Here is a 25,621-nt window from a genome sequence, read left to right as displayed (position 1 = left end):
AACTGCGCGACAAGCCACACGCGGCCTTTCGCCGTCGGACAAACCCCGCCCCCACGGCGATCAGTGTCTTTTCCACGCACTCACCGTGAGGTATCCGCATGCCCAGCGACTTCTTCATCCCCGACCCGGAGGGTCAAGTCCCCAGCGCCGAGGGCTACTTCGGCGCGTTCGGCGGCAAGTTCATCCCGGAGGCCCTCGTCGCCGCCGTGGACGAGGTGGCCGTCGAGTACGACAAGGCCAAGCACGACCCCGAGTTCGCCCGCGAGCTCGACGACCTGCTGGTCAACTACACCGGCCGCCCCAGCTCCCTCACCGAGGTGCCGAGGTTCGCCGAACACGCCGGTGGCGCCCGGATCTTCCTGAAGCGGGAAGACCTCAACCACACCGGCTCCCACAAGATCAACAACGTGCTCGGCCAGGCCCTGCTCACCAAGCGCATGGGCAAGACCCGGGTGATCGCGGAGACCGGCGCCGGCCAGCACGGCGTCGCGACGGCGACGGCCTGCGCCCTGTTCGGCCTCGACTGCACCATCTACATGGGCGAGATCGACACCCAGCGCCAGGCCCTCAACGTGGCCCGCATGCGCATGCTCGGCGCCGAGGTCATCGCCGTGAAGTCCGGCAGCCGCACCCTGAAGGACGCCATCAACGAGGCGTTCCGTGACTGGGTCGCCAACGTCGACCGCACGCACTACCTGTTCGGCACGGTCGCCGGCCCGCACCCCTTCCCCGCCATGGTCCGCGACTTCCACCGCGTCATCGGCGTGGAGGCCCGCCGCCAGCTCCTGGAACGGGCCGGACGCCTCCCCGACGCCGCCGTCGCCTGCGTCGGCGGCGGCTCCAACGCCATCGGCCTCTTCCACGCCTTCATCCCCGACACGGACGTACGCCTCATCGGCTGCGAGCCCGCCGGGCACGGCATCGAGACCGGTGAGCACGCGGCGACCCTGACCGCCGGCGAGCCCGGCATCCTGCACGGCTCCCGCTCCTACGTCCTCCAGGACGAGGAGGGCCAGATCACCGAGCCGTACTCGATCTCGGCCGGCCTGGACTACCCCGGCATCGGCCCGGAGCACTCCTACCTCAAGGACAGCGGCCGCGGCGAGTACCGCGCGGTCACCGACGACGCGGCGATGCAGGCCCTGCGCCTGCTGTCGCGCACCGAGGGCATCATCCCGGCGATCGAGAGCGCCCACGCGCTCGCCGGGGCCCTGGAAGTCGGCAAGGAGCTGGGCAAGGACGGCCTGATCGTCGTCAACCTGTCCGGCCGCGGTGACAAGGACATGGACACGGCCGCACGCTACTTCGGCCTGTACGACACCGACGCCGAGGTCGCCGCCGACGCGAACGGTGGCGCCGCCGAGATCCAGGGGGACGCCAAGTGAGCGGGAACATCCAACTGCTGTCGGACACCCTCGCCGCCGCCAGGGCCGAGGGTCGCTCCGCGCTCATCGCCTACCTCCCGGCCGGGTTCCCGACCGTGGACGGCGGCATCGAGGCGATCAAGGCCGCCCTCGACGGGGGCGCCGACGTCGTGGAGGTCGGGCTGCCGCACAGCGACCCCGTCCTCGACGGCCCCGTCATCCAGACCGCCGACGACATCGCCCTGCGCGGCGGCGTGAAGATCGCGGACGTCATGCGCACGGTCCGCGAGGCGCACGAGGCCACCGGCAAGCCGATCCTCGTGATGACGTACTGGAACCCCATCGACCGCTACGGCGTCGAGCGCTTCACCGCCGAGCTGGCGGAAGCGGGCGGTGCGGGCTGCATCCTGCCCGACCTGCCCGTCCAGGAGGCGTCCCTGTGGAGGGAGCACGCCGAGAAGCACGGGCTCGCGACGGTCTTCGTCGTGGCGCCCAGCAGCAAGGACGAGCGGCTCGCGCAGATCACCGCGGCGGGCAGCGGCTTCGTCTACGCCGCCTCGCTGATGGGCGTCACCGGCACCCGCGCGTCCGTGGGCGCGCAGGCGAAGGACCTGGTCGAACGCACCCGGGCCACCGGCACCGCACTGCCCGTCTGCGTCGGCCTCGGCGTCTCCAACGCCGAGCAGGCCGCCGAGGTCGCCGGCTTCGCCGACGGCGTGATCGTCGGCTCGGCCTTCGTCAAGCGGATGCTGGACGCGCCGGACGACGCGGCCGGGGTCGAGGCCGTCCGCGCGCTCGCCGGTGACCTGGCGAAGGGCGTGCGCCGACAGGCGTAGCACCCCCCCTCAGGGGTGAGGATCTAAACAGAAGAAGAGCCTTCCGCACGACTCGCTCGAACGGGTGGACCTGAGGCCGGGGAGGCGCGCTGCGCCTCCCCGGTTCGTTCTGCGGGTGTGAGCGAACAGAATCGTGAGGGAAAGCGGACCGCCCGGGAGCGGCTGGCGGCCGAGCGTGACAAGCAGAAGGCCGCCGACAAGCGGCGCCGCGCGCTGATCGTGGGCGCGAGCGTCGTCTGCGTCCTGGGACTCGCGGCGGTGATCGGGGTCGTCGCGGCGAACGCCGGCAAGGACGACGGCAGCGACACCGCGGGGCCGGTCGTGGGGCCCTCGGGGGCGCAGGGCAAGGACGGCCTCGCGATCCCGGTGGGCGAGGAGAGCGCCAAGTCGACGCTCACGGTCTGGGAGGACTTCCGCTGCCCGGCCTGCAAGTCCTTCGAGGAAGCGTACCGACCGACGATTCATGAGCTCACGGACTCCGGCAAGCTCAGAGTCGACTACCACCTGGCGACGATCATCGACGGCGGCATGGGCGGCACCGGCTCGCGCAACGCAGCCAACGCCGCGGCCTGCGCCCAGGACGCCGGGAAGTTCACGCCGTACCACGACGTGCTGTACCAGAACCAGCCTCCGGAGTCCGACGACGCCTTCGCCGAGAACAGCAAGCTCCTGGAGCTCGCGGCCAAGGTCAAGGGCCTGGACACGCCCGCCTTCCGCAAGTGCGTCGAGGACGGCACGCACAACAGCTGGGTCAACAAGTCCAACGAGGCGTTCAAGAAGGGCGGCTTCAGCGGCACGCCCACGGTCCTGCTGAACGGCAAGAACATCTACCAGGACCAGACGATGACACCGGCCAAGCTGAAGCAGATGGTGGAGGCGGCCGACAAGGGATGAGCCCCGCCCGGGGCCCGCTCCGGTCGCTGCCCGTTATGGAGCCGTAGCCGGGCCGCCTGCCATCGCTGCCGCCCGGCAGGGTAGCGTCGACCATGCCATGGAACTTGCCTACATTCCCAGCCCGTCGCGCGGGGTGATCCACCTCGGTCCCATCCCGCTGCGCGGCTACGCCTTCTGCATCATCATCGGTGTCTTCGTAGCCGTCTGGCTCGGCAACAAACGCTGGGTCGCCCGGGGCGGGCGGACCGGCACGGTGGCCGACATCGCGGTCTGGGCCGTGCCATTCGGCCTGGTCGGCGGGCGCCTCTACCACGTGATCACGGACTACGAGCTGTACTTCAGCGAGGGCCGTGACTGGGTGGACGCCTTCAAGATCTGGGAGGGCGGCCTCGGCATCTGGGGCGCGATCGCGCTGGGCGCGCTCGGCGCGTGGATCGGCTGCCGCCGTCGTGGGATCCCGTTGCCCGCCTACGCCGACGCCGTGGCGCCCGGCATCGCCCTCGCACAGGCGATCGGGCGCTGGGGCAACTGGTTCAACCAGGAGCTGTACGGCCGGCGGACCGACCTCCCGTGGGCGCTGGAGATCACCTCCTCCACGGACGGACGGGTGCCGGGCACCTACCACCCGACGTTCCTGTACGAGTCGCTGTGGTGCATCGGCGTCGCGCTGCTGGTGATCTGGGCCGACCGCCGCTTCAAGCTGGGACACGGGCGCGCGTTCGCGCTCTACGTCGCCGCGTACTGCACGGGCCGCGCGTGGATCGAGTACATGCGCGTCGACGACGCCCACCACATCCTGGGCGTGCGGCTGAACGTCTGGACCGCGCTGATCGTGTTCCTGCTGGCCGTGACGTACCTCGTGGTGTCGGCGAAGAAGCGGCCGGGCCGGGAGGAGATCGTCGAACCCGGTGCGGTCGAAGGCGCCGACGGTGAGGCCAAGGCTTCCGACGGTGAGGCCGAGGATGACGTGAAGAAGGACGTCGAGGACTCCTCCGGCACGGAGAAGAAGGACGACGACGCACGAGACGAAGTCGAGGAAGAAGTGAGCGACGGGGCCGAGTCGGCGAAGAAGAGCTGACAGCTGGTCGTACGTGGACGAGGGCGCCCGGGTCTGCCGGGCGCCCTCCGCGTGTCTCAGGCGCGACGACGGATCAGGGACAGGGTTCGCTGTGCCGTCGCCACCACCGCCGCGTCGATGAAGCTGCCGTCCGGGAGGGCCTGGGCGCCCTGGTTCGTCGCCGCTGCCTTGATGATCGTCTCCGCTTGTTCCAGCTCCTCCTGCGTGGGGAGGTAGGCCCGCTCGATCACCGGGAGCTGGCGGGGGTGGATGGCCGCCCGGCCGAGGAAGCCCAGGGTGCGGCCGTGGGCGCAGGTCGCCGCCAGGCCGTCCAGGTCGCGGATGTCGGGGTGGACCGTCTGGGGCGGGGGAGGCAGGCCCGCCGCCCTGGCCGCCACGATGACGCGGGAGCGGGACCAGTCGAGGCCGGCGTCGCCCCGGATGCCCAGATCGGCCCGTAGATCCGCCTCGCCGAGAGCGATGCCGCGCAGCGACGGGTGGGCGGAGGCGATCGCGTAGGCCCGCTCGATGCCCAGGGCCGACTCCAGCAGGGCGTGGAGCGGCGGGGCACCCCCCGCGCTCGGCGGGGTGGTCTCCGCGAGGCGGACGATCTGGTCGGCGGAGCGCACCTTGGGCAGGCGGATGCCGGACAGGCCGGGGCGCGTGGCCAGGGCCTCCAGGTCCTTCGCCGCCGCCTGGGTGTCCAGGGCGTTCACCCGGACGTGGACCGGAACAGGATGCTCCGGTTCGCCGAGCAGGTCGGCCGTGGCCGCGCGGGCGTAGTCCTTGCGGTCCGGGGCCACCGCGTCCTCCAGGTCGACGATGACGATGTCGGCTCCGGACGTCAGGGCCTTGGCGACCACATGGGGGCGGTCGCCGGGGGCGTACAGCCAGGTCAGCGGGAAGCGCGTCACAGGGTGCCCTCCTCACGCAGGGCCGCCCGTTCGGCGGGGGTCAGGCCCAGGCCGGCGAGGATCTCGGCGGAGTCCGCGCCGTGCGGGCGGCCCGCCCAGCGGATCGTGCCGGGGGTGGCGGAGAGGCGGAAGAGGACGTTCTGCATGCGCAGGGGGCCCAGCTCGGGGTCGTCGACGGTGGTGATCGTGTCGAGGGCCGCGTACTGAGGGTCGGTCATCACGTCCCGTACGTCCTGGATCGGGGCCACGGCCGCCTCCGCCTTCTCGAAGGCGGCGAGGACGTCGGCACGGGTGTGGCGGGCGATCCAGTCGCCGACCGCCCGGTCGAGGACGTCCGCGTGGCGGGCCCGGTCGGCGCCCGTCGCGAACCACGGCTCGTCGATCAGCTCGGGGCGTCCCACCAGGTGCATCACGCGCTCGGCGATCGACTGGGCGGAGGTGGAGACGGCGACCCAGGTGCCGTCCGCCGTGCGGTAGGTGTTGCGCGGGGCGTTGTTGGCGGAGCGGTTGCCGGTGCGTTCCTGGACGTAGCCGAGCTGGTCGTACCAGGTGGGCTGGGGGCCGAGGGCCAGCAGCATCGGCTCGATGAGGGCCATGTCGACGACCTGTCCCTCGCCGGTGCGCTCGCGCGCGGCCAGTGCCGTCATCACGGCGTACGCGGTGGCGAGGCCCGCGATGGAGTCGGCCAGGCCGAAGGGCGGGAGCGTCGGGGGCGCGTCGGGCTCCCCGGTGAGCGCGGCGAAGCCGCTCATCGCCTCGGCGAGCGTGCCGAAGCCGGGGCGGTGGGCGGCGGGGCCGAACTGGCCGAAGCCGGTGACGCGGGTGAGGACCAGGCGGGGGTTGGCGGCGCAGAGCTCCGGCCAGCCGAGGTCCCATTTCTCCAGGGTGCCCGGGCGGAAGTTCTCGATGACGACGTCCGCGGTCGCGGCCAGCCGGAGCAGGGCGGCGCGGCCACCGGGCCTGGACAGGTTCAGGGCGATGGTGCGCTTGTTGCGGCCGAGCACCTTCCACCACAGGCCCACGCCGTCCTTCGACGGGCCGTGGCCGCGGGAGGGGTCCGGTTTCCCGGGGTGCTCGACCTTGATGACCTCCGCGCCGAAGTCGCCGAGCATCGTGGCGGCCAGCGGGCCGGCGAAGAGGGTGGCCACATCGAGGACGCGCAGGCCGGCCAGCGGGGCGTTGGCTGCTTCGGTCATGACGCGTACCGTTCCTCGATCTCCGGGCGGTACGGCATCGATTCGGTGGCGCCCTCGCGCTGCACCGACAGCGCGGCCGCCGCGGCCGCCCACTTCAGCGCGTCCGGCATCGGGCGGCCCTCGCCGAGCGCCACCGCGAGGGCGCCGACGAAGACGTCGCCGGCGCCGGTGGAGTCGACGGCGGTGACCTTCGGGGCGGGGACGGCCAGGGGTTCGGCGCCGCGGGCGGCGTAGAGGCTGCCGGCCGCGCCCAGGGTGACGACGACTTCCCGTACCTGGTCGAGCAGCGCGGTGGCCGCCTCACGGGGGTCGGTGCGGCCGGTGAGGGTGGTGGCCTCGTGCTCGTTGGGCACCAACAGGTCGATGGCGCCGAGGAGTTCGTCCGGCAGCGGCTGGGCGGGGGCCGGGGTGAGGATCGTACGGACGTCGTGGCGGCGGGCCGCCTGGGCGCCGGCCAGCACCGCGGCCAGAGGGATCTCCAGCTGGAGCAGCAGGGTGCCGGCGGCGGCGATGACGCCCTCGTCGCCGGGGCTCAGGTGGTCCAGCGTGCCGTTCGCGCCGGGGATCACGACGATCGCGTTGCCGCCCTCGTCGTCCACGACGATGTGCGCGGTGCCGGAGGGGCCTTCGACCGTGCGGAGGTCGTCGGTGTCCACGCCGGAGTGTTCCAGGGTGGAGCGCAGCCGGGTGCCGAAGCCGTCGTTGCCGACAGCGCCGATCATCGAGACGAGGCCGCCCGCGCGGGCCGCCGCGATCGCCTGGTTGGCGCCCTTGCCGCCGGGGATCGTACGGAACTCCCGTCCGCTCACGGTCTCGCCGCGCTGCGGAGCCTTTTCGACGTACGTGACGAGGTCCATGTTCGTGCTGCCGAGCACGACGATGTCGGTCATGGGCGAGTGGCCTCCGAGGGGGTGAGTGCGCAGGTGAGGTGCGCCAGTGCGTCGAAGCCGGTGCCGTCGAAGTCGGCGACGGAGGTGGCGAGGCGGTTCTTGAGGGGGGCCGTCCAGCGGTCGGGGAGGGCGGCGGGGGTGCCGGCGAGGAGGGCGGCGACGCTGCCCGCGGTCGCGCCGTTGGAGTCGGTGTCCCAGCCTCCTGACACGGCACGGCAGATGGACCCGGTGAAGTCGCCGTTCGCGTGGGTGAGGGCGGCGGCGATCAGGGCGGTGTTCGGGATGGCGTGGACCCAGTGGTGGGTGGGCGCGTGGGTGGCGTGGAGTTCGTCGACGACCGTGTCGAAGTCGGGGATGGACGCGGCGAGTCGGATCGCGTGGTGGACGGCCCTTGCCAGCCGGGAGTTCGGGGGGATCACCGTGAGGCCGGTGCGCAGGCAGGCGTGGATGTCGTGGGGGCCGGTCGCCGTCGCCGCCCGCGCGATGACGGCCGCCGTGAACATCGCCGCGTAGACGCCGTTGGCGGTGTGGGTGAGGGTGGCGTCCCGATGGGCCTGTTCGGCGGCGGCAGCCGGGTCGCCGGGGTTGGTCCAGCCGTGGACGTCCGCGCGGATGAGGGCGCCGATCCACTCGCGGAAGGGGTTGCGGTGGCGGGCCGTGTGCGGGGGCTCGATGCCGAGGAGGAGGTTGCGGTGGGCGATGCGTTCGGCGGTGAAGGTGCGGCCGGGTGGGAGTTCGTCCAGCCAGAGGCGGGCCACGTCGGTGGTGGTGAAGGTCCTGCCGTGGCGCCTGAGCAGGAGAAGGTTGAGCAGGGGGTAGTTGAGGTCGTCGTCCTCGGGCATGCCGTCGATGTTCTCGGCGAGGGAGGTGGTCGCCGAGCGGCGGTTCCAGGGGTGGGCGGCGAGGAGGTCGGCGGGGACGCCACGAGCGGTGAAGTACGTGGCCAGGGGCCAGTTGCCGGTGGATCCGGCCAGGTGGCGGATGGCTTCGAGGGGGAGCTTCTCCACGGGTTTGCCCAGGAGGCAGCCGACGGCTCTGCCCAGCCAGGCGGCTTCGTGGCGGACGGGTGTGGGGGGTGCGTGGGCGGTGCCGCCCTCGCTCGGCCAGTCCGGGCACAGGGACCTGATCTTCGCCAGGTCCGTCGGCTCGTCGTCCTCCAACCTGCTGGGCAGGTCCGCCAGTTCGTCCAGCAGGTCCTCGGCCAGCGTCCGCAGATACCGCGACGCCGGCTCCGTCGAGGCCCCCGCCCGCAGCGGAGCCTCACTGCCGCCCGCCGCCCTCCACCGCGCCGCGATCCTCGACGGCTCCCGGCCGTCCAGGGCTGCCTGGCGGAGCTCGTGGCCGAGCAGGTCCTCCGGCTGGACCCAGGTCAGTCGGAGCATGGTCGGCCCTCCAGTGCGGTGAACGCCGCTTCGTGGGCCCGGCGGCGGTGTACGTCCCGGGCGTGGATCTCCCTCGTCACCTCGGTCAGGGCGCGGGGCGGCGCCCACAGGTCCAGGCGGCTGGCCTCCGCGACCGCCTTCGACCAGTCCTCGGGGACCGGTGAGCCCAGGGCGCCGGCCAGGGCGCCGGCCATCGTCGCGATCGAGTCGCAGTCGCGGCCGTAGTTCACCGCGCCCAGGACCGCCTGGCGGTAGTCGCCCCTCGCGACCAGCACCATGCCGAGGGCGACCGGGAGTTCCTCGATGGCGTGCAGCCGGGAGGGGCGGCGGGCGCCGAGGGAGGGCTGTCGGTAGTCGGGGCCCACCGTGTCGTACGGGGTGACCGCCTCGCGGAGCGGGGAGAGCGCCGACTCGAAGTCCGTGTACCGGGCCGCCACTTCGCAGACCCTCTCGATCGCCACCCTCGTGCCGTCCTTCGCCAGGGACAGACAGGTCGAGACGACCGAGTCCGGGGTGGCGCCGGGAGCGCACGCCGACGCCACCGCCGCGGCGAGGACGCCCGCCGCCTCACGGCCGTACGACGACTGGTGGGCGCCCGCGACGTCCAGCGCCTCGGTGTACGCGGCCCTCGGGTCGGCCGCGTTGACCAGGCCGACCGGGGCCATGTACATCGCGGCACCGCAGTTGACGATGTTGCCGACGCCGGCTTCCCGCGGGTCCACGTGGCCGTAGTGGAGGCGGGCCACCAGCCACTTCTCCGCGAGGAAGACGCGTTGCAGGGGGAGGGCGTCCGCCTCCAGCTCCGGGATCCAGCGCGGGTTGGTCATCAGGTCCGGGACCAGGTGGTCGGCGATGGCGTACGCGTCGAGGTGGTCGCGGACCCGCTCGTAGACGCGGACCAGCGCGTGGGTCAGCAACGTGTCGTCGGTGACGTGCCCGTCGCCCTTGTGGTACGGAGCGATGGGACGGGCCGTGCGCCAGGCGTCGCCGTTCCAGGGGCCGACGATGCCGTGGACGCGGCCGCCGTGGCGCTGAAGGATCTGGTCGGGGGAGTAGCCCTCCACCGGGCCGCCGAGGGCGTCGCCGACCGCCGCGCCGACCAGGGCGCCGGTGATCCGCTCGGCGAGACACGGACCACTGCTTTCTTCTGTTTTGGGCGTCATTCCCGAATCATCCCCCTGGTGGGGCCGGTTGCGTGGCTTCCAGGAGTTCGGCGAGTTCCACCAGGTCGGTGCCGGTGAGCCGGGGGAGTACGCAGCCGGAGAGGGTGCGGCAGGCGTCGCGCCAGGTCGCCGGGACCGACGCGCCGCCGCCCAACGCGCCCGTCAGCGCGCCGGCCAGGGCCGGTGCCGAATCCGCTACCCGGCTGAGGCACGCCGCGGCGGGGACCGCCTCGGCGATACGGCCGCCCGCGGCGACCGCGAGGGCCAGCGCGACCGGGACCGTCTCGGCCGCGGCGATGCCGTAGCTGTAGACGTGGTCGACGATCTGGTGTTCCAGGAGAGGGATCAGGGCGAAGGCGCTGTCGGCGTCCCGCGCGAGCCTCAGGGCGTGCCGGGCGTTGCGGCCGATCTCCGTCTCCTCGGGGAGCTCGGCGAGCGCCGCGGCCACGCAGGTCTCGGTCGTCGCGCCGGTCAGGGCCAGCGCGAGGGCCGCCGCCATCGCCCTCGCGCCGTGTACGCCGTCGCCGTCCTGGGTGTAGCGGGCGTCGAACTCGGCGAGGTCGGCCGCGCGGTGGGGGTCGCCGGGGTGGGCCACGGCGAGGACGCATGCCCGTACGCAGGCCGCGTCGTCGAAGTAGTGCGGGTTGTCGTGACCGGTGGCGGGCGGGCGCAGGCCGGCGGCGAGGTTGCCGAGGCCGGCGCGGACGGAGATACGGGCGCGCAGGGGGAGGATCGCCGACTCGATCTCGGGGGCGCGGTCCGCTGCCGCGGCGACCTCGCTGGCTACGGCGTTCCAGGTGAGGTCGATCGCGGCTCTGGTGCGGCGTTCTCGGCTGAGGTCGCCGAGGGCGGTGTCGTCGCCGGCGCGCAGGAGCGCCTCTGCCGCGAAGGCCGCCCATTCCGCGTCGTCGGAGGGGCCGAGGCGGAGGGGCTCGGGGGGTTGGTTCAGGGCGATGGGGACGGGGAGGGTGGTCGTCGCGTTGTGTTCGGCGAAGGTGTCGAGTTCGCGGGTGAGGCGGCGGGTCCAGTCGGGCATGCGGGCGGCTCTGTGGCGGGCGGCGGGCCAGCCGGCCGCGTCGCCTGCGGCCAGGCCGAGCAGGAGGCCCTCGACGCGGTTGCCCTCCGGGGGGTGGGGTCTGATGGCCTCGGCTTCGCCTTCGGCCGGTTGTCTCCCACCCGCACCGCGCGTGCGGCTCTCGTCGTCGGGTGCGGGTGGCCCCGGTGGGGCGTGCCCGCCGTCGGCGGCCGCGGGTTCGTTCGGCTGTGTCACGGGTGTGCCGTCCGTGATCGCCGGCTCGGCCGGCTGTACGAGCAGGGTGGGTTCGGCTTCGGGGGGTGTCATGGTCGGGGCGCCCTCGTCCCATGGGGTGGGCGGGTTCACCGTCGGGCTCCGGCGCGGGGCGTCGGCGCCTCAGCCGTCGCGAGTCCCCCCGTCACCCATTTCCTGTCCTCCCCCGGCACCAGCAACTCCGCCACGTCCAGCACGTGATGCCCGGCCATCGACGGCAGACAGCTGCCCCTCGCCGGGCCGATCGCCGCCGCCCACTCGGCCGGGATCGCCGACGCCCCTCGCGTCGCCCCGGCCAGGGCCCCCGCCACCGCCGCCGTCGTGTCCGCGTCCCGGCCCATGTTCACGGCCGTGAGGACCGCCTGGGCGAAGTCGCCGTCCGCCGCCGCGTACGCCCCGAAGGCCAGCGCGACGGCTTCGGGGGCCAGGTCGGTCCAGGGGTAGCCGCCGATCACGACCGCGGATCGGACCGCGCGTTCGCCGCGGTGGGCCACCGTCACGGCGCGGCGCAGGGAGCGGGCCGTCCAGGAGTCGTCCGGGACCACGGCGAGGGCCGAGGCCACCACCGCGATCGTCGCCGCGCCCGCCATCGCCGCCGCCACCCCGGCCGCCACCGCCTGGCCGCCGTAGATGCCCTCGCCGTCATGGCTCACCGAGCCGTCGATCGCCACCAGGCGGGCCGCCTCCGCCGGGCGGCCCGCCGCGAAGACGCCGAAGGGGGCCGCCCGCATGGCGAGGCCGTCGCTCCAGGCGTGGCGGTGCTGGGCCGAGATGGGGGCCGCGAGGCCCCGGCGGAGGTTCTCCAGCGTGCCGCGCTCACTGAAGCCGGCGCCCCGGAAAGGGCCCTCCGCCCGGTCCGCGATCCACTCGTGCCAGGCCGACTCCACATGGGCCGGGGTGAGAGCCGAGCCGTGGCGGGCGAGGAGGAGGCCCGAGAAGATCGCGTACTCGGTGTCGTCCGTGCCGGAGGGGTTGTCGGTGACGAACCCGGTGATGCGGCCCCAGCGGGCGCGGATCTCGGAGGGCTTCATGTTCTCCGCGGGGGCGCCCAGCGCGTCGCCGACCGCCAGGCCCAGCAGTGCGCCGCGCGCCCGTTCGCGGAGTTCGGCGGCGTTCCCGGGCGCCGGGACCGAGGGGATGCAGGCGATGGATGGCATGCGCGGCCTCTCCTCCGGGGGCTCCGCCCAGGGCGCGGAGCCCTTTGCGGATATGTCCCACCGTCGGCGGTTGACCTGAGCCTCGGAAACCTCAGAGTCACCCGGTCGACATTTGTGCACCCCCTGGCACGAATGAGCGTTCTATGGGAAAACCGCAGGTTAGCCGAGCCTTTCCTTGCTGGCGGGCAGGGATTACCGGGCATAGATTTAGTGTTGTCAAAGAATAGAACTTGTCTAAAGCCGGCCTTACCTGAGTTTCTGGGGGACCTTCATGGCCATCATCGAGACCGAGGCGCCGCTGCACGAGGCGCACCGTGACAACCACACGCACCGCGATGTGAACGGCGGCTGGCTGCGCCCCGCCGTCTTCGGCGCGATGGACGGTCTGGTCTCCAACCTCGCCCTGATGACCGGTGTCGCGGGCGGGGCGGTCGGTCATCAGACCATCGTGCTGAGCGGGCTGGCCGGGCTGGCGGCCGGCGCCTTCTCCATGGCCGCCGGTGAGTACACCTCCGTCGCCTCGCAGCGGGAGCTGGTCGAGGCCGAGCTGGACGTCGAGCGTCGGGAGCTGAGAAAGCACCCGAAGGACGAGGAGGCCGAGCTCGCGGCGCTCTACGAGGCGCGGGGCGTGGAGCCTCGGCTCGCCAAGGCCGTCGCCGAGCAGCTCTCCCGCGATCCCGAGGTGGCCCTGGAGATACATGCGCGCGAGGAACTCGGTATCGACCCCGGCGATCTGCCGTCGCCACTGGTCGCGGCCGTGTCGTCGTTCGGTTCGTTCGCGCTGGGCGCCCTGCTGCCCGTGCTGCCGTATCTGCTCGGTGCGACCTCGCTGTGGCCGGCCTTGCTGCTCGCACTCGTCGGGTTGTTCCTGTGCGGGGCGGTCGTGGCCAAGGTGACGGCGCGGACCTGGTGGTACAGCGGGCTGCGGCAGCTCGCGCTCGGTGGGGCCGCGGCCGGTGTGACGTACGCCCTGGGCAGTTGGTTCGGAACGGCCGTAGGATAGCTCGGCTGAATCTTATGCGTTGGGCCGCATAAGTAGCCGTTACTCGCTGGTTTCGGATGCGTGACCACCGGGCATGAGCCGTAAGCGCTGTGGGCAATGAAGCCTTCGGCGTACGCGCGGGGTGGGCGACGACGCCCCCTCCGCCTCGGATCGACGGACATGGACCTGTCTCGTTCGGTCTCCACACACTTTCAAGCCATGGGCGCGGAACCCTTGTCGCAGCCCATGGTGTCCGCATGATGGAACGGATTATCCCGCTTCCCGAGAACCGCCCCATCATGTAACCTGCACGAAATTTTGCACTCACGCAGAGGGCCAACGTCGTCCCTCGGCAATTTGCATATGCCAGATGACGACGACGGGAGAGCCGATGCGTACGCCGCGCCAGCCGTCCCAGCACTCCACGAATGGCCAGAACTGGTCCTTCATGGATGCTCGCCCTGCTGCGCAGGGTATGTACGACCCCCGCAACGAGCGCGACGCCTGTGGCGTCGGCTTCGTGGCCACCCTCACCGGCGAGGCGAGCCACACGCTGGTCGAGCAGGCGCTCACCGTTCTGCGCAATCTCGAACACCGTGGTGCCACCGGCTCCGAGCCCGACTCGGGTGACGGCGCGGGCATCCTCTCCCAGGTGCCGGACGCCTTCTTCCGTGAGGTGGCCGGATTCGAGCTGCCCGAGGCCGGTGCGTACGCCGTCGGTATCGCCTTCCTGCCGGAGGACGGGACCGAGGACTTCGTCTCGCAGATCGAGACGATCGCGTCCGAGGAGGGGCTCACCGTTCTCGGCTGGCGTGAGGTTCCCGTCGCCCCCGAGCTGCTGGGTGCCACCGCCCGCTCGACGATGCCCGCCTTCCGCCAGGTCTTCGTCGCGGACGGCGCCTCGAAGGACATCGCCCTCGACCGCAAGGCCTTCGTGCTGCGCAAGCGCGCCGAGCGCGAGGCCGGTGTCTACTTCCCGTCGCTCTCGGCCCGCACGATCGTCTACAAGGGCATGCTGACCACCGGCCAGCTGGAGCCCTTCTTCCCGGACCTGTCCGACCGCCGCTTCGGCTCGGCCGTCGCCCTCGTCCACTCGCGCTTCTCGACGAACACCTTCCCGTCGTGGCCGCTGGCGCACCCGTACCGCTTCGTCGCGCACAACGGTGAGATCAACACCGTCAAGGGCAACCGCAACTGGATGGTCGCCCGCGAGTCGCAGCTGGTGTCGGATCTGTTCGGCTCGGACGACAAGGCCCTGGACCGCATCTTCCCGGTGTGTACGCCCGACGCCTCCGACTCGGCGTCCTTCGACGAGGTGCTGGAGCTGCTCCACCTCGGTGGCCGTTCGCTGCCGCACTCCGTGCTGATGATGATCCCGGAGGCGTGGGAGAACCACGACTCCATGGACCCGGCCCGGCGCGCCTTCTACCAGTTCCACTCCACGATGATGGAGCCCTGGGACGGCCCGGCCTGTGTCACCTTCACCGACGGCACCCAGGTCGGCGCCGTACTCGACCGCAACGGTCTGCGCCCCGGCCGCTACTGGGTCACCGACGACGGCCTCGTCGTCCTCGGCTCCGAGGTCGGCGTCCTCGACATCGACCCCGCGAAGGTCGTCCGCAAGGGCCGCCTGCAGCCCGGCCGCATGTTCCTCGTGGACACCGCCGAGCACCGCATCATCGAGGACGACGAGATCAAGGCCCAGCTCGCGGCGGAGAAGCCGTACGCCGAGTGGCTGGAAGCCGGCGAGATCGAGCTGTCCGACCTGCCCGAGCGCGAGCACATCGTGCACACGCACGCCTCGGTCACCCGCCGCCAGCAGACCTTCGGCTACACCGAGGAAGAGCTGCGCGTCATCCTCGCGCCGATGGCCAAGACCGGCGGTGAGCCGCTCGGCTCCATGGGCACCGACTCGCCCATCGCCGCGCTGAGCGAGCGTCCGCGCCTGCTCTTCGACTACTTCACCCAGCTGTTCGCGCAGGTCACCAACCCGCCGCTGGACGCCATCCGCGAGGAGCTCGTCACCTCGCTGAACTCCTCGCTGGGCCCGCAGGGCAACCTGCTCGACCCGACGGCCGCCTCCTGCCGCTCGGTCACCCTGCCCTTCCCGGTGATCGACAACGACGAGCTGGCCAAGCTCATCCACATCAACGCCGACGGCGACATGCCCGGCTTCAAGGCCGCGACCCTCTCCGGCCTGTACCGGGTGCACGGCGGCGGTGACTCCCTCGCCGCGCGCATCGAGGAGATCTGCGCCGAGGCCGACGCCGCCATCGACAACGGCGCCCGGCTGATCGTCCTGTCGGACCGCCACTCCGACGCCGAGCACGCGCCGATCCCGTCGCTGCTGCTCACCGCGGCCGTCCACCACCACCTCATCCGCACCAAGCAGCGCACCCACGTGGGCCTGCTGGTCGAGGCCGGTGACGTCCGCGAGGTCCACCACGTCGCCCTGCTGATCGGCTTCGGCGCCGCCGCGGTCAACCCGTACCTGGCGATGGAGTCCGTCGAGGACCTCGTCCGTGCGGGCACCTTCCTCTCGGACATCGAGGCCGAGAAGGCCATCCGCAACCTGATCTACGCCCTCGGCAAGGGCGTCCTGAAGGTCATGTCCAAGATGGGCATCTCGACCGTCGCCTCCTACCGAGGCGCCCAGGTCTTCGAGGCTGTCGGCCTCGACGACGCCTTCGTCGAGAAGTACTTCAACGGCACCGCCACCAAGATCGGCGGCGTCGGCATCGACGTCATCGCCAAGGAGGTCGCCGCCCGGCACGCCAAGGCGTACCCCGCCTCCGGCATCGCTCCGGCGCACCGCGCCCTGGAGATAGGCGGCGAGTACCAGTGGCGCCGTGAGGGCGAGCCGCACCTGTTCGACCCGGAGACGGTCTTCCGCCTCCAGCACTCCACGCGCACCGGTCGCTACGACATCTTCAAGAAGTACACCGAGCGCGTGAACGAGCAGTCCGAGCGCCTCATGACGCTCCGCGGGCTCTTCGGCTTCAAGTCGGACCGGCAGCCGATCTCCATCGACGAGGTCGAGCCGGCCAGCGAGATCGTCAAGCGCTTCTCCACCGGCGCCATGTCGTACGGCTCCATCTCCAAGGAGGCGCACGAGACCCTCGCCATCGCCATGAACCAGCTGGGCGGCAAGTCCAACACCGGTGAGGGCGGCGAGGACCCGGACCGTCTGTACGACCCGGCGCGGCGCTCGTCCATCAAGCAGGTCGCCTCCGGCCGCTTCGGTGTGACCTCCGAGTACCTGGTCAACGCCGACGACATCCAGATCAAGATGGCCCAGGGCGCCAAGCCCGGCGAGGGCGGCCAGCTGCCCGGCCACAAGGTCTACCCGTGGGTCGCCAAGACGCGTCACTCGACGCCGGGCGTGGGCCTGATCTCCCCGCCGCCGCACCACGACATCTACTCCATCGAGGACCTGGCCCAGCTGATCCACGACCTGAAGAACGCCAACCCGCAGGCCCGCATCCACGTGAAGCTGGTCTCCGAGGTCGGCGTCGGCACGGTCGCCGCGGGTGTCTCCAAGGCGCACGCGGACGTCGTCCTGATCTCCGGTCACGACGGCGGCACGGGTGCCTCGCCGCTCACCTCGCTCAAGCACGCGGGCGGCCCCTGGGAGCTGGGTCTCGCCGAGACCCAGCAGACGCTGCTGCTCAACGGCCTGCGCGACCGCATCGTCGTGCAGACCGACGGCCAGCTGAAGACCGGCCGTGACGTGGTCATCGCCGCGCTGCTCGGCGCCGAGGAGTTCGGTTTCGCGACCGCGCCGCTCGTCGTCTCCGGCTGCGTCATGATGCGCGTCTGCCACCTGGACACCTGCCCGGTCGGCATCGCCACCCAGAACCCGACCCTCAGGGACCGGTTCTCCGGCAAGGCCGAGTACGTCGTGAACTTCTTCCAGTACATCGCCGAAGAGGTCCGCGAGATCCTCGCCGAGCTGGGCTTCCGCACCATCGAGGAGGCCGTCGGCCACGCCGAGACGCTGGACGTCACGCGTGCCGTCGACCACTGGAAGGCGCAGGGCCTGAACCTGGAGCCGCTGTTCCACGTGCCCGAGCTGCCCGAGGGCGCGGTGCGCCACCAGCTGATCGAGCAGGACCACGGGCTGGCGAAGGCGCTCGACAACGAGCTGATCAAGCTCGCCGCCGACGCGCTCGCCGCGGACTCCGCGACCGACGCCCAGCCGGTGCGCGCCCAGGTCAAGGTCCGCAACATCAACCGCACGGTCGGCACCATGCTCGGCCACGAGGTGACGAAGAAGTTCGGCGGTGCCGGTCTGCCCGACGACACCATCGACATCACCTTCACCGGCTCGGCGGGCCAGTCCTTCGGCGCCTTCCTCCCGCGCGGTGTCACGCTGCGCCTGGAGGGCGACGCCAACGACTACGTCGGCAAGGGCCTCTCCGGCGGCCGTGTCGTCGTCCGCCCCGACCGGGGCGCCGACCACCTCGCCGAGTACTCGACGATCGCGGGCAACACCATCGCCTACGGCGCGACCGGCGGCGAGCTGTTCCTGCGCGGCCGCACCGGCGAGCGGTTCTGTGTCCGCAACTCCGGCGCGACGGTCGTCTCCGAGGGCGTGGGCGACCACGGCTGCGAGTACATGACCGGTGGCCACGCGGTGGTCCTCGGCGAGACGGGCCGTAACTTCGCGGCCGGCATGTCCGGCGGTATCGCGTACGTCATCGACCTCGACCGCGACAACGTCAACGTCGGCAACGTCAGCGCCGTCGAGGCCCTCGACGACACCGACAAGAAGTGGCTGCACGACGTGGTCCGCCGCCACCAGGAGGAGACCGGATCCACGGTCGCCGAGAAGCTCCTGGCCGAGTGGGACAATGCGGTCGAGCGCTTCAGCAAGATCATCCCCAGCACGTACAAGGCAGTGCTCGCCGCCAAGGACGCCGCCGAGCGAGCCGGTCTGTCCGAGACCGAGATCACCGAGAAGATGATGGAGGCGGCGATCAATGGCTGACCCGAAGGGCTTTCTGAACCACGGCCGCGAGGTCGCCAAGTCCCGCCCGGTCGACGTACGTCTGAAGGACTGGAACGAGGTCTACGTCCCCGGCTCCCTGCTGCCGATCATCAGCAAGCAGGCCAGCCGCTGCATGGACTGCGGCATCCCGTTCTGCCACAACGGCTGTCCGCTCGGGAACCTCATCCCCGAGTGGAACGACTACGCCTACCGCGAGGACTGGACCGCCGCGTCCGAGCGCCTGCACGCCACGAACAACTTCCCGGAGTTCACGGGCCGCCTGTGCCCGGCCCCGTGCGAGTCGGCGTGTGTGCTCGGCATCAACCAGCCGGCCGTGACCATCAAGAACGTCGAGGTCTCGATCATCGACAAGGCGTGGGACAGCGGTGACGTCGCGCCGCAGGCCCCGGAGCGCCTGTCCGGCAAGACCGTCGCCGTCATCGGCTCGGGCCCGGCGGGCCTGGCCGCCGCCCAGCAGCTGACCCGGGCCGGTCACACCGTCGCCGTCTACGAGCGCGCCGACCGCATCGGCGGCCTGCTCCGCTACGGCATCCCCGAGTTCAAGATGGAGAAGCGGCACATCAACCGCCGCATCGAGCAGATGCGCGCGGAGGGCACCCGCTTCCGCACCGGCATCGAGATCGGCCGCGACCTCAAGGCGACCGACCTGAAGAAGCGGTACGACGCCGTCGTCATCGCCGCCGGCGCCACGACCGCCCGTGACCTCCCGGTCCCCGGCCGCGAGCTCCAGGGCATCCACCAGGCCATGGAGTACCTGCCGCTGGCGAACAAGGTGCAGGAGGGCGACTTCGTGGCGCCCCCCATCACCGCCGAGGGCAAGCACGTGGTCGTCATCGGCGGCGGCGACACCGGCGCCGACTGCGTGGGCACCGCCCACCGCCAGGGCGCGGCCTCGGTGACGCAGCTGGAGATCATGCCGCAGCCGGGCGAGGACCGTGCCGCGCACCAGCCGTGGCCGACCTTCCCGATGCTGTACAAGGTCACGTCCGCGCACGAGGAGGGCGGCGAGCGGGTCTACTCCGTCTCCACCACCCACTTCGAGGGCGACGAGGACGGCAACGTCCAGTGGCTGCACCTCACCGAGGTCGAGTTCATCGACGGCAAGCTGACCCCGAAGCCGGGCACGGAGCGCAAGATCCCCGCCCAGCTGGTGACGCTGGCGATGGGCTTCACGGGCACCGACCGTGAGAACGGCCTCGTGGACCAGTTCGGCCTGGACCTCGACGAGCGCGGCAACGTCGCCCGCGACGCCGACTTCCAGACCAACGTCCCCGGTGTCTTCGTCGCCGGTGACGCGGGCCGCGGCCAGTCGCTCATCGTCTGGGCCATCGCGGAGGGCCGCTCGGCCGCCCGCGGCTGCGACCGCTTCCTGACCGGCGCCAGCGAACTGCCGGCCCCGATCCGGCCGACGGACCGCTCGCTGATGGTCTGACGGCTCGACCAGTGACCTGACGGTCACTCATATACGTCCCGTACAACGGCGTACGGAACACTGACGGCGCCTGCCCCACAGTCCCCGACCGGACGACTGGGCAGGCGCCGTCGCATGCGCGCCGCTGCTTCCCGCGCCTCTAGTTCCCGCCCGGCCACACCCAGGTCACGATGACGGCGGACGCGACGGCGAGGACGCCGACGAGAGCCAGCCAACGGGCCCACTCCACGAGCCGCCAGATGACGCGGGTGCGCCGCTTCTCGTATTCGAGCAGTCGTCCCGCCTCCAGCATGATCTCCTCGCCGGGCCGCCCGTGCACGGCGAGCACCCCCAGCCACGAAGCCGCGATCAGCGCGAGGAACCCCGTGACCAGCAGGCCGATCACGAGACAGCGCGGGGTGTGCGCGAGCTTGCTGAGATCCTCCTGGCCCTTGAGCACGAAGACGGCGGTGAGCAGGCCGGTGAGGGAGGCGAGGAAGTTGCGGTAGCCCTCGGCCTGGTGGAGGGCGGCCTGCAACTGGCGCTCGGGCGACGACATCTCGCGCACCCTGCGGTCGGCGTCGCGCAGTTGCTCCGCGCTGAAGTTCATGGTGTCGGACCGCTCGCCGTGGTCAGCGGGGGCGCGATGACGAGCAGCGCGCCACAGCCGAGGCGCTCCGCCGCGGGGCGCCCCATGTGCACCGTCTGGCACTGGCAGAGCGTGTGATACGGCATCGGCCCCGGCTTCCCGCGGCGGCCGAGGTATCCGCCCTTGGACAGCAGGGGCTGGCCGGACGCCCAGGTGCGCGTCATCGCGCAGCCGCAGACGGGGCAGCGCCCGGTGGCCGTCGCTTCTCCGGCGGCCTCGTCCACCGTCCACCGGAAGGTGAGCGGCGACGGATGGGACGCTCCGGCGTCGTAGGGGATCGCGGTCACGTGATGGGGTCCTGTCTGTCGGGCTCGTCCGGGAGTCGGAATTCGAACAGGCGGCTGTAGGCCCCCAGGAGCTTGCGGACCTGCGGTTCGGTGAGGTCGGTCTCCTCGGCGCAGAGCACGATGTGGTCGGGGTCCACGGGGCCGGTCAACGCCGGGGCCCGGCCGGTCAGCTGCGCGGTCAGGACGATGACCTCCTGCCAACCCGGGGCCAGTTCGGCCTCCTCGGCGTTCGGCTCGGGCACGGTCACCTCCAGCCCCAGGCAGCGGAAGGGGGCGTAGCGTTCGTACACCTCGCCGAGGGTCTGGCCGAAGCGGCCTGCCACGAGGACGAGTTCGAGGGGGCCGAGGGTGCCGGGGCCGAGCAGGCCGGTGTCGAAGGCGGCCATGTCGAAGTGGGTGGGGCGGAAGCCCTCCAGCTTCTCGGCGTCGGGGCCGGTGAAGTCGCCCGGCGGTGCGGGGGCGCCGAGGACGGTGAAGCGGGAGAGATGACGGAGGGAGGGGCCCAGGGGGGTGTCGACGGCACGGCAGCGCTTCAGGATGCGCTGGATGCTCAACTCCTTGCAGAAGGCGTGGTCGAAGCCCATGGTCTGGCCGGCGAAGAGCACATGGTCGCCCCTTTCCAGGCGAAGGTTCCCCGCCTCCGGGGTCGTGATGCTCGCGATCGCCGTGAGGGGGAGTTCTCCTCGCGCCCCGCTCAGCCGGTCCAGTTCCTCGCGGACGGTACGGGCCATGGTGAGTGCCATCGGGATCGTGAGCCCATGGTCGTCGAGAGCGGTGGCCCGGCGCCTGAGCAGTTCGGTGAGGGGACGTGGGAGTTCCGCCTCGCGGACGACCACCTCATGGTCCCAGTCGACATCGCTGCGGAGGAGACCGCACGTCTGGAGGATCGGCAGCGCCGCACGCAGCATCGACGCCCTCTCGGCGGCGCGCCCCGAGGCCGAGAAGGCGGCCATCACCAGCGACCAGGGCCCAAGCGCTGCTCGCCCCGGGCTTTCCAAGGCTTTGGCGACCCACCTGGGCACGACGAAGTCGGCGGCTTCGGAGGGCACCATGGGCGCCTCCACACCAGTGGCCGACGTGATGTCGTTGATCCGCTGGGCGACCTCGGCGAGTGGCTTCTGCAGGCTGTGCGAGATCTCGAACACCCGCGTCATGGAGAGCTTGCCCCGAAACAGCGAGGAGCTGTACCTGCCGGAGAGAAGATGGCGTTCGGAAGCCTTGAGCGCACCGTGGTCCAACGTCGCCCTGGTCGGCTCGCAGGAGAGCGAGAATCCGAACGGGGCCAGGTGGCGGATCAGCCGGATCACTTCGTCGATCGGGAACGTCGGTTCCGCGTAGTTCAGCAGGTCGATGGGCGCCACCGCGCCGGGTAGCCAGCCGACCCTGACGCTCCACGGGCCGTACGTCTCGAACGAGTCGGCCGCCAGCCCCGAGGCTTCGTTCGAGGCGCGTTCGGCCGCGAGTTCCGTGGTCAACTCCGGCGACCGCGGCAGGTCGGAGTCGAAGGCACGCAACCTTTCCAGCCGGGCCGACAGTTCCCCGTAGGTGAGGCCGGTGTGCGCGGAGAGCAGCACCATGGGCGCGTGCACGGCGGTATGGGACTGAGAATACCCGTGGTGCCGGTAAAGGGCGTAGAGGAGCGCGTCGGTCCGGTCGGGCATCAGGTCATCGAGGCGGCGAACGTCGTCGATGGTGGGTACGGGCCATCCCATGACGGCGTACCGGCGCAGCGCCCGCACCGACGCGCGCACGGGGAGCCGGTTCGCCGCCGCGGCTCCCAGGGGGGTCGCCCAGTCCTTCGCGTCTGTCCGGTCCGTCAGGAACAGCAGCGCGTCCAGCGGAGCGGGATCCGGATATCCCTCGGGCCGGAACACCCGCCCGCTGTGGTCGGTGAGTGCGAGCCGGGTCGCCTGCCAGTCGCGGAGCAGTTCCGTCTCGTACTGGCGGTCGTGCCCGAGTGACAGCGATCCCTGTCGCTCCCGCAGCAGCGCCCGGTCCACGGGCAGACAACCCACCTCGGCGAGCCGCAACCGCTCCAGCACCAGGGTGTGATCACCCGGCCCGCTCTCCAGCACGGCCGTCGTGTCCCCGGGCAGCGCCGCCAGCACCGCCACCGCCAGCCGCGGCGCGTCGTGGGCCAGCTCCCACAGCCAGCGCAGCGGAACCTCCGGCCAGTGGACCACTCCCTCCGGCACGCCGGCCAGCAGCTCGCGCATGACGAGTTCCTCGTCGTACGAGAGCATCTTGTTCCGGTCGACGCTCGGTTCCGGGCAGTGCCGCTCACGGAGGTTGAACACCCTGCCGTGGACCGCGGGTGCGTTCTTGACGACCACACCGTCCAGCAGCAGCTGCCCCTCGCCCTGCACGAGCCAGGCGTCACGGCCCGCCTGAGCGGGTTCCCCGCCCCAGGGCCCGTCGGCCGTCAGCGTGTGCGGTGCCCAGGTCGCGCTCCGTACGACCTGGCCGGGATCCTCCCGGTCCAGCTCCTGGGCGGTCACCTCGAAGTCGCTCACCCAAAGGATCGACCGCAGCGTCTCCACCAGGGAGGGCTGCTTCTCCTCGTGTGCCGCGAGGTACAGCCGCACCCGTGTCCCGCCCAGTTCCGGTGCGTCCGCCGTGTCGCTGACCCGCAGCAGCCCGGAGCCGGACTGGATGTCGGCGCGCAGCGGCTGCTCCGCGCCGGGCCGGCCGTGCCGGTCCACCGGCCGCGTCCACACGACCACCTCGTCGGCCAGCATGAAGTACGAGAACACCCCGATGCCGAAACGGGAGTTCATCCCGATGTCCGCGAGCCCGGCCCGGCGCCAGTTGCGCCGCTCCTGCACGAACTCGGGGTCCTGCTCGTAGCGCTTGCCCGCCCGGGCGAACATCGAGGTCAGCTTGGCCCGGCTCATTCCGGTGCCGTTGTCCTCGCACTCGATGTAGGGCCGCCCGTCGGAGTCCTGGCCCTGGGTGAAATAGATCCGCGGGGTCCAGTTGACGCGGTAGCCGCAGTCGGCCTGGGTCGCGCCGTACTGGCGGCGCATATGGCGGTAACGGCAGGCGTCGAGGGCGTTCTGGTAGAGCTCGCGGATGGCCAGCATGCGGTCGCCGTACAGCTGCGTGCCCATCAGCAGCGGCCGGATCTCGTCCTCGGCGAGCCGGAAGCGCTCCAGCGGCCGTCGGTAGAGCTGGTTGCGCGGAGTCAGGTTCTCGGCCGTGACCCGGTCGGGCAACCCCTTGAGGAGAGGCGGCAGACCCGTCGAGTTCCACTCGCGGTGGACCGTCCGTACGGTGGCGTCCGCATGTCCGACCAGTTCCTCGACCGCCGCGTGCAGGGCCGGATGGGGGCAGCTGAAACGCACGTCGAGGCCGTGGGTGGCGGCGGTGCGGCCCTCGGTCTGGGCATAGTCGAAGTCGTACGCCAGGGCCGTGACGACGTCCTGCGGCCGCAGCGGGGCGTGGGCACCGAGATGGTCGACGAGCACGCTGGACAGACGGCGGGGGTCGGCGGCGAGCAGGGCCGCGGTCCACAGCAGGCGGGCGAGCCAGGGAGCGCGCCAGGTGTTGTCGCGTACCGGCTGGCGGATGTTCCAACGGTCGCCCCGGCCCGGGACGTTGACCCGGGGGCCGTTGTCGGCGCCGCCCGGGTTCACCGTGACATGGCCGAGCACCTGCCGCACCTGGTCGTCGACCTCGTCCCGGGCCTCGTCCGTGCGCGGGCCCGCCGTAGCATCCTCGGCGGCCGCGACCACGGCGTCGACCGCCCTGGCGACGATCGCGTCCACCGCCGGATAGGCCCCGTCCCGCTCCCACAGCGCGTCCCAGTCGGCGATGAAGCGGTGCCGCAGCCAGTGGTCGGCGGCGCGGGCGGCGTCGTCGAGGCCACGGGCCCGCAGCGTTCCGGCGGTGCGCTGTACCTGGGAGTGCGCCCGGCACACGTCCTGGGCGGCGCCGCGCACCTGTCGCCCGTGCGGGTCGCTGTCGCTGCCCTCGTCATCCGCCGACGCGCCCAGGTGGAGGGGCTGGTGGACCCGCAGATCCTGCAGCGCCACCGCGACCAGGCCCTCGTGGACGAAGGGGCCCGCCAGCAGACAGGCGGTCTCCGCGGGGGACAGGAAGTCGCCGGGCCGCAGCCCCGCGCGGCGGACGAGGTCGTCTAGGCGACGCACGACGCGCTCGGGATAGGCCGGGTCGTTCCAGGGATCGTCCGCGTGGGCCCCCGCGCCGGCACAGCTGTCCACCACATAGCGGATCAGCTCACCCAGCTGCTGTTTCACCCGCTCGTGCACCGCGGGGCTGCCGGCGGTGTGCTCCCACAGCTCACAGCTCCTGACCGCGTCGGTCCAGCGGAGGGTGTCCTCGGAGCCGTCGCAGAGGACGATCTCCCCCGTACGGTCCCGGAGGCGAGAGGGCACATACGGGGCGGGGACCTGCGGGGCAGGAGCGCTCCCGGCCTGCCGGCGCAGCGCCTGGCCCGTGTACTCGACGACGTCCGCGAAGGTCGTCGGCGGGCTGTTCGGCTGGAGCGCCTCGGCCAGGAACCGGGCGAACAGGCTTCCCTCCACGGGGTCGGCGTACGCGTACTGGCCCGGTCCGCAGCCGTACAGCCACAGCGCGTCCAGCTCGTACGAAGCCCACCGCTCCTGCGGGTTCTCCGGGCCGGGGTCCTCTTCCGCCGCCCGGCAGGCGTCGACGCAGACCACGGCGGTCACCCCGGGGCGCAGCCCGCGCAGCATCGTCCCGGGCTCCGCCTCGACCAGCGTGGCGGTGAGCAGGCCCTGGGTGCCGTCCTCGCGGAGCCCGCCCGGCTGGGCGTCGTACGGAAGCAGGTAGTCGTGGTCCCCGACGGACGTGCCGTGGCAGGACACGTAGACGAAGGCGGTGTCCCCGGGCTCGCACGAGGTGAAGAACGCGTTGAGCGCGCCCTGCAGCCGGGCGAGCCCGATGTCGTCGAGGCGGGTGGTGATCTCGTAGCCGGACCGCTTGAGTGCCGAGCCGATGAGCTCGACGTCCTGCGGAGCGCAGTCGAGACGCGGGTACCGCTCGGCGAGGTCCGGGACCGCGTGGAGATCGGGCGTGTCCGTGATGCCGACGAGCAGTGCTCGTCGACGCCCTGCAGTGGCCCGTGCGTTGCCAACGGAACCCAAGTGAAGCCTCC

Annotated in this window: 17 protein-coding genes; 7 read left to right on the top strand and 10 right to left on the bottom strand. The window is 71.7% G+C overall.

From position 1 onward, the window contains the following. Positions 1-98 precede the first annotated feature (98 nt). The 4 genes from trpB to lgt all read left to right on the top strand — a co-directional run bounded on the left by trpB (position 99) and on the right by lgt (position 4,172). Positions 99-1,385 (top strand): tryptophan synthase subunit beta, encoded by a 1,287-nt coding sequence (gene trpB, locus ACFU95_RS09570; protein ID WP_383824189.1) that lies wholly within the window; start codon positions 99-101, stop codon positions 1,383-1,385. Next, the gene (gene trpA, locus ACFU95_RS09565) at positions 1,382-2,200 is read left to right on the top strand and encodes a tryptophan synthase subunit alpha (protein ID WP_383824186.1); all 819 of its coding nucleotides are present in this window, start codon (positions 1,382-1,384) and stop codon (positions 2,198-2,200) included. Before trpB ends, trpA begins: the two co-directional genes overlap by 4 nt. Positions 2,201-2,317: 117 nt before the next feature. Next, entirely contained in the window at positions 2,318-3,094 is a 777-nt protein-coding gene (locus ACFU95_RS09560; protein WP_383824183.1) for a DsbA family protein, read from the top strand. A gap of 97 nt (positions 3,095-3,191) precedes the next feature. Then, positions 3,192-4,172: a prolipoprotein diacylglyceryl transferase gene (lgt, locus tag ACFU95_RS09555; protein WP_383824181.1), complete on the top strand. Its 981-nt coding sequence runs from the start codon at positions 3,192-3,194 to the stop codon at positions 4,170-4,172. A gap of 56 nt (positions 4,173-4,228) precedes the next feature. On the opposite strand, the gene ACFU95_RS09550 is transcribed toward lgt, so the two are convergent. Genes ACFU95_RS09550 through ACFU95_RS09520 form a run of 7 tightly spaced genes read right to left on the bottom strand, consistent with a single transcriptional unit; the run spans position 4,229 to position 12,141 of the window. Next, positions 4,229-5,065, bottom strand: coding sequence for an HpcH/HpaI aldolase/citrate lyase family protein (locus ACFU95_RS09550; RefSeq protein WP_383824178.1), 837 nt, complete (start codon positions 5,063-5,065; stop codon positions 4,229-4,231). Beyond that, entirely contained in the window at positions 5,062-6,261 is a 1,200-nt protein-coding gene (locus ACFU95_RS09545) for a CaiB/BaiF CoA transferase family protein (RefSeq protein ID WP_383824175.1), read from the bottom strand. The genes ACFU95_RS09550 and ACFU95_RS09545 overlap by 4 nt, the downstream gene beginning before the upstream one ends. Then, positions 6,258-7,151, bottom strand: coding sequence for a ribokinase (gene rbsK / locus ACFU95_RS09540; RefSeq protein ID WP_383824172.1), 894 nt, complete (start codon positions 7,149-7,151; stop codon positions 6,258-6,260). The genes ACFU95_RS09545 and rbsK overlap by 4 nt, the downstream gene beginning before the upstream one ends. After that, positions 7,148-8,533, bottom strand: a complete 1,386-nt coding sequence (locus ACFU95_RS09535; RefSeq protein ID WP_383824169.1) for an ADP-ribosylglycohydrolase family protein — start codon at positions 8,531-8,533, stop codon at positions 7,148-7,150. The genes rbsK and ACFU95_RS09535 overlap by 4 nt, the downstream gene beginning before the upstream one ends. Continuing rightward, positions 8,521-9,696 (bottom strand): ADP-ribosylglycohydrolase family protein, encoded by a 1,176-nt coding sequence (locus tag ACFU95_RS09530; RefSeq protein ID WP_383824167.1) that lies wholly within the window; start codon positions 9,694-9,696, stop codon positions 8,521-8,523. The genes ACFU95_RS09535 and ACFU95_RS09530 overlap by 13 nt, the downstream gene beginning before the upstream one ends. Before the next feature lie 7 nt (positions 9,697-9,703). Then, positions 9,704-11,077, bottom strand: a complete 1,374-nt coding sequence (locus tag ACFU95_RS09525) for an ADP-ribosylglycohydrolase family protein (protein ID WP_383824164.1) — start codon at positions 11,075-11,077, stop codon at positions 9,704-9,706. Then, positions 11,074-12,141, bottom strand: a complete 1,068-nt coding sequence (locus ACFU95_RS09520) for an ADP-ribosylglycohydrolase family protein (RefSeq protein ID WP_383824161.1) — start codon at positions 12,139-12,141, stop codon at positions 11,074-11,076. Before ACFU95_RS09520 ends, ACFU95_RS09525 begins: the two co-directional genes overlap by 4 nt. 271 nt (positions 12,142-12,412) lie before the next feature. Between ACFU95_RS09520 and ACFU95_RS09515 the strand changes: the two genes are divergently transcribed. The 3 genes from ACFU95_RS09515 (at position 12,413) to ACFU95_RS09505 (ending at position 19,566) form a co-directional block, all read left to right on the top strand. Beyond that, positions 12,413-13,144, top strand: a complete 732-nt coding sequence (locus ACFU95_RS09515; protein WP_383824159.1) for a VIT1/CCC1 transporter family protein — start codon at positions 12,413-12,415, stop codon at positions 13,142-13,144. Between the two features lie 370 nt (positions 13,145-13,514). Beyond that, on the top strand, positions 13,515-18,113 hold the full coding sequence (gene gltB / locus ACFU95_RS09510) for a glutamate synthase large subunit (protein ID WP_383824353.1): 4,599 nt from the start codon (positions 13,515-13,517) through the stop codon (positions 18,111-18,113). Then, positions 18,106-19,566 carry a glutamate synthase subunit beta gene (locus ACFU95_RS09505; protein ID WP_383824156.1) on the top strand — a complete coding sequence of 487 codons (1,461 nt, stop codon included), beginning with the start codon at positions 18,106-18,108 and terminating at the stop codon, positions 19,564-19,566. Before gltB ends, ACFU95_RS09505 begins: the two co-directional genes overlap by 8 nt. A gap of 139 nt (positions 19,567-19,705) precedes the next feature. Here the strand turns inward: ACFU95_RS09505 and ACFU95_RS09500 are convergent, their stop codons facing one another. From ACFU95_RS09500 to ACFU95_RS09490, 3 genes are read right to left on the bottom strand one after another with little or no spacing between them, the layout of a single operon-like run. Further along, positions 19,706-20,155 (bottom strand): hypothetical protein, encoded by a 450-nt coding sequence (locus ACFU95_RS09500; RefSeq protein ID WP_383824153.1) that lies wholly within the window; start codon positions 20,153-20,155, stop codon positions 19,706-19,708. Then, positions 20,152-20,481 carry a hypothetical protein gene (locus tag ACFU95_RS09495; protein ID WP_383824151.1) on the bottom strand — a complete coding sequence of 110 codons (330 nt, stop codon included), beginning with the start codon at positions 20,479-20,481 and terminating at the stop codon, positions 20,152-20,154. The genes ACFU95_RS09500 and ACFU95_RS09495 overlap by 4 nt, the downstream gene beginning before the upstream one ends. Next, positions 20,478-25,610, bottom strand: a complete 5,133-nt coding sequence (locus ACFU95_RS09490; protein ID WP_383824148.1) for a caspase family protein — start codon at positions 25,608-25,610, stop codon at positions 20,478-20,480. The genes ACFU95_RS09495 and ACFU95_RS09490 overlap by 4 nt, the downstream gene beginning before the upstream one ends. Positions 25,611-25,621: the final 11 nt, after the last annotated feature.

The sequence above is a fragment of the Streptomyces sp. NPDC057623 genome (assembly GCF_042800355.1).
GTDB lineage: Bacteria > Actinomycetota > Actinomycetes > Streptomycetales > Streptomycetaceae > Streptomyces.
This window is presented reverse-complemented; position numbering and strand designations above follow the sequence as displayed.

What these genes read in the sequence shown, in the direction of transcription:
- trpB (WP_383824189.1), top strand. Translation starts at nt 99, where the DNA reads ATGCCCAGCGACTTCTTCATCCCCGACCCGGAGGGTCAAGTCCCCAGC.
- lgt (WP_383824181.1), top strand. Translation starts at nt 3,192, where the DNA reads ATGGAACTTGCCTACATTCCCAGCCCGTCGCGCGGGGTGATCCACCTC.
- ACFU95_RS09545 (WP_383824175.1), bottom strand. Translation starts at nt 6,261, where the DNA reads ATGACCGAAGCAGCCAACGCCCCGCTGGCCGGCCTGCGCGTCCTCGAT.
- rbsK (WP_383824172.1), bottom strand. Translation starts at nt 7,151, where the DNA reads ATGACCGACATCGTCGTGCTCGGCAGCACGAACATGGACCTCGTCACG.
- ACFU95_RS09535 (WP_383824169.1), bottom strand. Translation starts at nt 8,533, where the DNA reads ATGCTCCGACTGACCTGGGTCCAGCCGGAGGACCTGCTCGGCCACGAG.
- ACFU95_RS09530 (WP_383824167.1), bottom strand. Translation starts at nt 9,696, where the DNA reads ATGACGCCCAAAACAGAAGAAAGCAGTGGTCCGTGTCTCGCCGAGCGG.
- ACFU95_RS09520 (WP_383824161.1), bottom strand. Translation starts at nt 12,141, where the DNA reads ATGCCATCCATCGCCTGCATCCCCTCGGTCCCGGCGCCCGGGAACGCC.
- ACFU95_RS09515 (WP_383824159.1), top strand. Translation starts at nt 12,413, where the DNA reads ATGGCCATCATCGAGACCGAGGCGCCGCTGCACGAGGCGCACCGTGAC.
- gltB (WP_383824353.1), top strand. Translation starts at nt 13,515, where the DNA reads ATGCGTACGCCGCGCCAGCCGTCCCAGCACTCCACGAATGGCCAGAAC.
- ACFU95_RS09505 (WP_383824156.1), top strand. Translation starts at nt 18,106, where the DNA reads ATGGCTGACCCGAAGGGCTTTCTGAACCACGGCCGCGAGGTCGCCAAG.
- ACFU95_RS09500 (WP_383824153.1), bottom strand. Translation starts at nt 20,155, where the DNA reads ATGAACTTCAGCGCGGAGCAACTGCGCGACGCCGACCGCAGGGTGCGC.